Annotated in this window: 7 protein-coding genes and 1 pseudogene; 2 read left to right on the top strand and 6 right to left on the bottom strand. The window is 74.5% G+C overall.

Annotated features, from left to right (window positions below):
• Window positions 1–133: 133 nt before the first annotated feature.
• Both ACIBQZ_RS06900 and ACIBQZ_RS06895 read right to left on the bottom strand, forming a co-directional pair.
• A complete protein-coding gene (locus ACIBQZ_RS06900) occupies window positions 134–985 on the bottom strand; it encodes a hypothetical protein (RefSeq protein ID WP_396087510.1) in 852 nt (283 codons plus the stop codon).
• Window positions 982–1,590 (bottom strand): RNA polymerase sigma factor, encoded by a 609-nt coding sequence (locus ACIBQZ_RS06895; protein WP_396087509.1) that lies wholly within the window; start codon window positions 1,588–1,590, stop codon window positions 982–984. Before ACIBQZ_RS06895 ends, ACIBQZ_RS06900 begins: the two co-directional genes overlap by 4 nt.
• A 120-nt stretch (window positions 1,591–1,710) precedes the next feature.
• Here ACIBQZ_RS06895 and ACIBQZ_RS06890 point away from each other — a divergent pair, with 120 nt between their 5' ends.
• Both ACIBQZ_RS06890 and ACIBQZ_RS06885 read left to right on the top strand, forming a co-directional pair.
• Window positions 1,711–1,992 carry a hypothetical protein gene (locus ACIBQZ_RS06890; protein WP_396087508.1) on the top strand — a complete coding sequence of 94 codons (282 nt, stop codon included), beginning with the start codon at window positions 1,711–1,713 and terminating at the stop codon, window positions 1,990–1,992.
• Window positions 1,920–2,369: a hypothetical protein gene (locus tag ACIBQZ_RS06885; RefSeq protein WP_396087507.1), complete on the top strand. Its 450-nt coding sequence runs from the start codon at window positions 1,920–1,922 to the stop codon at window positions 2,367–2,369. Before ACIBQZ_RS06890 ends, ACIBQZ_RS06885 begins: the two co-directional genes overlap by 73 nt.
• Before the next feature lie 14 nt (window positions 2,370–2,383).
• Here the strand turns inward: ACIBQZ_RS06885 and ACIBQZ_RS06880 are convergent, their stop codons facing one another.
• The 4 genes and pseudogenes from ACIBQZ_RS06880 to ACIBQZ_RS06865 form a co-directional block, all read right to left on the bottom strand.
• Complete coding sequence (locus tag ACIBQZ_RS06880) at window positions 2,384–2,677, bottom strand: YciI family protein (RefSeq protein WP_396087506.1); 294 nt, start codon at window positions 2,675–2,677, stop codon at window positions 2,384–2,386.
• A gap of 422 nt (window positions 2,678–3,099) precedes the next feature.
• Window positions 3,100–3,447 (bottom strand): annotated as a pseudogene (locus ACIBQZ_RS06875) (ADP-ribosylation/crystallin J1); the annotation flags it as partial.
• A gap of 31 nt (window positions 3,448–3,478) precedes the next feature.
• A complete protein-coding gene (locus ACIBQZ_RS06870) occupies window positions 3,479–4,855 on the bottom strand; it encodes a TldD/PmbA family protein (protein ID WP_396087505.1) in 1,377 nt (458 codons plus the stop codon).
• A gap of 43 nt (window positions 4,856–4,898) precedes the next feature.
• Window positions 4,899–6,335, bottom strand: coding sequence for a TldD/PmbA family protein (locus ACIBQZ_RS06865; protein WP_396087918.1), 1,437 nt, complete (start codon window positions 6,333–6,335; stop codon window positions 4,899–4,901).
• Window positions 6,336–6,370 lie beyond the last annotated feature (35 nt).

Below are 6,370 nucleotides of genomic sequence, written 5' to 3'. Positions count from 1 at the left end.
TCCGCTTGGCTCAGCGGTCCGCTCGGCTCGGCGGCTCGCTCGGCTCGGCGGCTCGCTCGGCTCGGCGGTCCGCTCGGCTCGGCGGTCCGCTCGGCTCGGCGGTCCGCTCGGCTCAGCGGCCCGGACGGCTGGCTCAGCGGATCGGGGGCCAGGCGGTCGGGCCGGCGATCTGGACGAAGGCGGATCCGTCCCAGCGGTAGGTGCGCTTCTGCTGCTGGTCCCAGTACCGGTCGGTCACGGTGACCACGAGCTTGCCGCCGGTGATCCGGACGTCGTCGTAGGCCGCCGCCAGCGGCCCGGCGTAACCGAGACCCACCCGCTGGTCGCCGCGGGCGGTGATCACGATCAGCTGGCCGGACGAGTCGCCGCTGTCCCCGCCGGCCGCGAAGCACTTCACATAGCGGACTGCCTCCGCCCGGCCGTCGCCGTCCAGGTCGCCGTAGACCGGAGCGTTCCCCTGGTAGGCGACGATGATCGTGCCCGGCCCCTGGTCGCCCGACTCCGGCCACTCGCCGTCGGTGAGCTTGGTCCGGCCCACCGGGCAGTCCTTGTCGTCCCGGTCGGACGGCAGCCGGATGGTGAAGTTGTTCCAGCCCACCTCCCGCAGATCCAGCGGGGCCGGGCTGTTCGACGACGAGGTCCTGCTCGTTGAGGTCGCGCTGGACGGCGCCTCGGTGGACGGCGGCTGACTCGGCGGCGGCGACGGCGTGGTCGGCGCGGACGCCGGTCCGGTAGCCGTGGTGGTGACCGTCGGCGGGTCGACCGGATGGTCCGGGCCGGGCCGATCCACCGGCCGGGTCGCGACGGCCACCCCGCCCAGCACGACCACGACGGCGGCGGCGGCCGTGGCGAGCACCACCCGGTTCCGGGTGCGCCGGCGGGCCCGCACCACGATGAGCTCCGCGGGTGGGGCGGTGAAGACCTCGTGCGCACTGTCGCGGTACGACGCCAGGGCGGCATCGGGCGTGTGGTCGGCCGGGGTCATGACTGCACCGCCTCTCCGGAGCCGTTCGCTGCTGTGCGCGGCGGGCCTGCCTCGCTGAGCTGCGCGGCCAGCTGTGCCCGGCCCCGGTGCAGCCACGACACCACCGTGCCCTTGGGCACCCCGAGCTCCGCGGCGATCTCCACGACCGGCAGGTCGGCGATGTGGTGCAGCACGATCACCCGGCGCTGACGCTCGGGCAGCCGGCGCAACGCCGCCACGAGCGCGACGTGATCGGGGTCGGCGCCCGGCGTGACCGCCGGCGGCGCCTGCTTGCGCAACACCCGGCCGGCGACGACGAGCCGGCGCAACCGGCTGGTGGCCAGGTTCCACGCGACCCGGCGCACCCACGCGACCGGGTCGTCGTACCGGTGGATGTCGGACCACCGCTGCCAGGCGCGCAGGAACGCCTCCTGAACCAGGTCCTCGGCCTCGGCGCGATCGTTGAGGTAGGCGTGCACCTGGGCGCAGACCCGGCCGTACCAGGTCTGGTAGAACCGGTCGAAACCGGCCCGGCCGTCCAGCGCGGACGCCGGCTCGGGCAGCACGGCCCGCAAGGGTCGCTGCCGGCCGGCGTCGCCGCCCGGCTCGTCTTCCTGCACTGTCACTCCCGCCGCGCTGCCCTTCCCGGTGCCGATACCCACACGCGCGGACGCCCCGGCCGATTGCATCCGGTGACAACTTCCACAGCGGCGCAAGCCACCAGATCGGGTCAGCGTGTCCTGAGCATGACTCAAGCCGGCCACAAAGGACTCACCGCGGTGGTCCTCGTCCTCACCGCGCTGCTCACCGGCGGCTGCACCCGGTCGGCGGTGCCCGACGCTTCCGCCGTTCCGAACGGCACACCGTCGGCGGTGCCTGACGCTTCCGCTGTTCCGAGCGGCACACCGTCGGCCGCCGGCACCACTTCGGCGGCGGTGGACGTGCGGCGGGTCGATTGGGCGAGCGCGACGATCCGGCTGCCGGACGGGCGCGACGACAAGGACTGCCCGGTCGGCGCGTCACCCTGACCGACGGGAGGTGGGCGGGCAATAGCGGGCCGGGCGAGATCCGCGGCAGCTACCGCGACGGTCCCGCGACCTACGGCGACCTGGACGGCGACGGCCGCGCCGAGGCGGTGGTGCACGTGTCGTGCTGGGCCGCGGGCGGGGACAGCGGTGACTCCTCGGGCCAGCTCCTGGTGGTGAACGGACGGAGCGGGTCGTTGCGGGGGATGGGGTACGTGGGGCCGCTGGCGCAGGTCTACGGGAGCTTGCGGATCTCGGAGGGGCGGCTCCGGGTGACGGTCACGCGGAAGTACAGCGACGTGCGCCAGGTGCGGACGTACGAGTGGGACGGGCGACGGTTCACCCAGGTCGACGGCCCGACGGAGGTCCCCGGCCGGTAGGCGCCGCGGGTCTCTCAGGGCGGCGGCAGCAGGCCGGCCAGCCCTTCGGCCGCGCGGGAGGGGACGAACTCGGTGACCGCGTACTCGGCGATGCCCCGCTGGTGGAACGGGTCCGCCGCCAGCCGGCTGTTCAGGTCGCCGCGGGAGAGGCCGTGCGCCAGGATCACGCCGCCGATCCGGGGGACCCGGGGGCCGGAGGCGACGAAGACCCCGTCTGCGTACTGCCGATCCAGCCAGGTGATGTGGGCGGGCAGCGCCTCGTCCACCTGGGCGAGGTCGGCGCGGTAGGTCAGCGTCACCACGAACATGCTCACTCCTGCACTGCGGGCTGCGGCTCGCCGTCCGCGAAGGTGAAGGCGAAGGTGCCGGCTTCGATGCGGTCGATCAGCCCGCCGATGTCATCGCCCTGCCGGATGCCGTTCGCCCAGCCGTCGCTGGTGGTGTCGAGCAGCAGCACCGGCGCCGGGTCGCCGCGCAGGTCGAGCACGAGCTGTTCCCGGGAGCCGTCGCCGCCGATGATCGCGATGCCGGGGTGCGCGTCGGTGGCTTCCTCCCAGGCCTCGTGGAGCTCGAGCATGTCGCGGGGCGTGTTGAGCGAGACGTAGGCGCCGGTGTCCATCCACCCTCGACGGAACCAGGACCCGCCCTGGAGATAGGCGCGCCACGCGCTGGGCAGGGGCCGGCCCAGCGCCTCCTCGGCGGCGGTGAACGCCTGGTCGTGCACCGGCCCGCGGTATTCGGCCTGCTCGGTGATCGCGCCGACGATGTGGGCGTTCAGCTCGGCCAGCTCCGCGGCGGGGATCCAGTACTCCAGGACGTCGCGGCCGCCGGCCTGGTGCACCTCGTATCGGTCGAGGTAGGCACGGTCCACCTCGAACCGGGTCACGTAGCCCACCCCCTCGGCCGGCACGTTCCACTCGCGGGCGATCTTCGTTGCGTACCACCGGTTGCAGACCGGGTAGAAGATCGGCTGGTCCGGCAGGCGGGGCGGCCAGGCCCGCCACCCGGAGGCCGCCACGAGGTCGAGCTCGGCCTGGCCGGTGGGCCGCCACAGAGTGATCGTGCGCGAGCCGCCGATGGTGGTCTCCCCTTCCGTGCCGGTCGCCGGGTCAGCCGGAGGCGTTGCCGGTCAGGTTCCAGGACGCCAGGCGCAGGGCCGGGGCCGTGTAGCGGACCCCGGACCAGCGGTCGGGCAGGGCGACCGCCTCCGCGCCCACGCCCAGCACCGCCCCCGGGCCCAGCGCCTGCGGATACGACTGGGTGAAGCGCATGTTGCCCACCGCCGCCGTCACCTCGCCGTCCTCGACCAGCCAGACGCCGTTGCGGGTCAGGCCCGTGATGACCAGGCTCTTCTGGTCGAGCACCCGGGTGTACCAGAAGTCGGTGATCAGCAGGCCCCGGCGCAGGCCGCCGACCAGGGCGCGGGCCGAGGCCGCGGTCGGGCCCTCGCCGTTCTCCGGTGCGCCGGCGCCGACCGCCCCCGGCGCCAGGCGCAGGTTGGTGGCGATCGGGCCCCACGACCGCGACGCCGCGCCCCCGTGCCCGGTCGACGTCGCGCCCGCCTCGGCCGCCGAGGTGCGGTCGTGACTGACCGCGGTGGTCGTGCCGTTGTCCACCAGGAGCAGCGTGTCGCGGGGTGTGCCCTCCAGGTCGAACGGCAGCATCGCGCCCAGCGGCTCGTCGGTGATGGTCACCGCCTCGTCGAACTGCTGGGTGCCCAGCTCCGCGAACGACTGGTGCTGGGCGAACGCCTTGCCGTTGAAGCCGAAGGTCGCCAGGTTGTCGAGGATGTCGGCCACCGCTGTCGGCTCCAGGACCACCTCGTAGCGGCCCGGCGGCAGCTCGATCGGCCGCCCGCCCGCCCGGGCCTTCGCCGCCGCGCGGGTGCCCAGGGCAGCGCCGTCCAGGTCGGCCAGGCGGCCGGCGGCCCGGCGGGCCACGCCGTCCGCGCCGTCGAGGCGGGCGATGCCGTCCATCGCGGCCTCCGCTGCCCGGCCCTCGACCGCCTGGCCGGCGGTGTTCGCGAAGCCGCCCGAGGCGTACGCCGTGCGGCAGAAGCCGGCCGTCTCCAGGCCGCCGGCCGCCCGGACGAAGTCGCGGACGCGTTCGGCGCGCTCGTGCGGGCCCGCGGCAGCGGTCGCCTGGTCGAAGCCCGGGGTGGCGCGCAGCGGGGCCGGCCGGGTCAGGCCGGGCCACGCGTGGTCGGGCGGGGAGAGCCGGGACGCCGCGACGGTGCGCTCGACCAGGGACTCCAGCCCGGCCGCGGTGGTCACGGTGGTGGAGCCGGCGGCCGTCCGCCCGTCCAGGTGCAGCCGCAGGCGCACGGTGGTGGTGGCGTCTGCGACGTTCTGGTGGATCGCGGAGTTGGCGAAGCGGGTCAGCGCCTCGGCGGAGTGCTCCGCGATGACCTCGGCCTCGGCGCCCGTCCCGGCGAGCCGCCGGGTCAGCTCGACGACCCGGCCGGCCAGATCAAGCTCGGCGCTCATGCGCACCCCCGGCCGGTGTCAACGGCGGCCTGCTCGTTTGCGGTCATCCCCGCACCCCCACGCGGACGTTGGTGAAGCGGGCCGGTGCGGCCGGGTGGCCGGTGTGCCCGATCTGGCCGGGCTGGCCCTTGCCGCAGTTCGGTGTGCCCCAGGCGACGGACTCCGAGGAGAGCATGTCCATCGACTGCCAGAACTTCGGGCCGATCCCGGTATACGTCGGGTTGCGCAGCATCCGCCCGCGCTTGCCGTTCTTGACCTCGTATCCGATCTCGCAGCCGAACTGGAAGTTGAGCCGGCGGTCGTCGATCGACCAGGAGCGGTTGATGTCCATCAGCACGCCGTCGTCGGTGGCCGCGATGATCTCGTCGAGGGTGTGCGGGCCCGGCTCCAGGCCGACGTTGGTCATCCGGACCATCGGCAGCCGCGCCCAGCCGTCCGAGCGGACGCTGCCGGCGTAGTCCAGCCCGGCCATCGCCGCGGAGTCGCGGCCGGCCAGCACGCCCACCCAGCGGCCGTTGCGGACGGCGTCGCGCTTGACCGCCGGTGAGCCCTCGTCGTCGTAACCGAAGCTGCCCAGCGCGCCCGGGATCGTCGGGTCGATGGTGATGTTCATCAGGTCGGAGCCGTATCGCAGGCTGCCGAGCTGGTCCAGGTCGAGCCAGGAGGTGCCGGCGAAGGCGGCCTCCCAGCCGAGGATGCGGTCCAGCTCGATGGCGTGCCCGACGGACTCGTGGATCTGCAGGGCCAGCTGCTCACCGCCGAGGATCAGCGTGGTCTCGCCGGACGGGCAGAGCGGGGCGGTCAGCAGCGCCCGCGCCTCGTCGGCCATCCGGGCGGCGTTGTCGGTCAGCGCCAGCTCGTCGACCAGCTCCCAGCCGCGGGTGCCGTACTGCCCGCGGTGCGAGGGCCAGGACCGGCGCTGGATCTCGCCGTCGCCGTATGCGCTCGCCGTGATGCCCGCGCCGCACTCGCGGATGTGCTGGTCGATGCGGTGGCCGTCGCTGGAGGCGAACCACTTGCGGGTGTCCCAGATCTGGTAGATGCCCTCGGCCAGGTCGGCGCCCGCGTCGCGGGCCGCCGCGGTGGCGGCGACCAGCAGATCGCCCTTGACCGACAGCGGCACCGAGAGCGGGTCGATCTCGCACCGGCTGGCCCAGCTCGCGGCGCCGGCGCCGGCCGGGACCAGGTCGATCGGCGGACCGGGGACCAGCGCGCTGGCGGCGGCGATCTCGGCGGCCCGGCGGCCGGCCGCGCGGGCGGCGGCGTCGGACAGGTCGGGCACGGCGTAGAAGCCCCAGCTCGACCCCACCAGCGCCCGCACGCCGATGCCCGCGCTCTCGTCGGAGCTGAGATCCTCGACCTCGCCGTCCCGGGCGCTCATGGTCTCGGTGCGGCGCAGCATCACCCTGGCGTCGGCATATCGGGCCCCGGCGTCGAGGGCTGCCTGCACCGCCGCGCCGGCCTCGTCGAAGTGATCCACGCTCATGTCGGAGACCCTAGGCGACCCCACCGACA

The organism is Actinoplanes sp. NPDC049599 (assembly GCF_044465625.1).
GTDB lineage: Bacteria > Actinomycetota > Actinomycetes > Mycobacteriales > Micromonosporaceae > Actinoplanes.
Note: the sequence above shows the minus strand (reverse complement) of the source record. Positions and strands in the feature narration are given on the sequence as shown.